This is a genomic window from Sandarakinorhabdus rubra (genome assembly GCF_010994245.1).
In the GTDB taxonomy this organism is placed as follows: domain Bacteria; phylum Pseudomonadota; class Alphaproteobacteria; order Sphingomonadales; family Sphingomonadaceae; genus Sandarakinorhabdus; species Sandarakinorhabdus rubra.
Window position 1 is genome coordinate 1 of the sequence record NZ_WMHO01000435.1, and the last position, 760, is coordinate 760.

Annotated in this window: 2 protein-coding genes; both read right to left on the reverse strand. The window is 74.1% G+C overall.

Features of this window, described 5'->3' with window-relative positions; translation table 11 throughout:
- On the reverse strand, positions 1-294 hold a 294-nt coding region (locus tag GJV64_RS15095; protein WP_164158342.1), incomplete at its 3' end, for a prepilin peptidase.
- Positions 294-760 (reverse strand): zinc-binding dehydrogenase (locus GJV64_RS15100; protein WP_164158343.1); only part of this gene is annotated, 467 nt, incomplete at its 5' end. The genes GJV64_RS15095 and GJV64_RS15100, both read right to left, overlap by 1 nt.

Here is a 760-nt window from a genome sequence, read left to right on the forward strand (position 1 = left end):
GGCGGCGGCGGCCAGCGGCGGATGCCGCCAGAACAGACCGGCGCCGATCAGCCCGGCCGCCAGCTCGATGGCCAGATGGCGACCGGCAATCGCCCCTCCGCAGCGCCCACAGCGGCCGCGCTGCACCAGGAACGACAGGATCGGCACCAGCTCGGCAGCGCCAAGTTGCTGGCCGCACCCGTCACACCGCGAACGGCCGGTGACGGCCAGGCCCTGCGGCCAGCGCCAGGTGACAAGAGCGATGAAACTGCCGATCACCAGCCCCAGCCCGCCGCCGATGGCCGGCCAGAGCATCAGGGGACAAGGATCTGGCGCACCGCCTGGCCGCTGGCCAGAGCATCCAGCGCGGCGTTGATCTCGGCCAGCGGCCGCACGCCCGACAGCAGCCGATCGACCGGCAACCGCCCGGCCCGCCACAGCGCGATATAGCGCGGGATGTCGCGGGCCGGCACGGATGAACCCATGTAGCTGCCGATCAGCGTCTTGGCCTCGGCCACCGGGCTGACGGCGGGAATGGTGAAGGGATCGGCCGGGTTGGGCAGGCCCACGGTGACGATGCGCCCGCCGCGCGCCGCGGTGCGCCAGGCCTGCGCCAGCACGGCGCCCTTGCCCACGCTCTCGATGGCGACACGCGGCGCTCCGTGGGCGGCAAAGGCGGCCTCCACGTCCTCGGGCGCCACGGCAGCGCGGGCGCCCAGTTCGAGGGCCAATGCGCGCTTGTCCGGCACCGGGTCGATGGCGATCACCGGCTCGGCGCCGG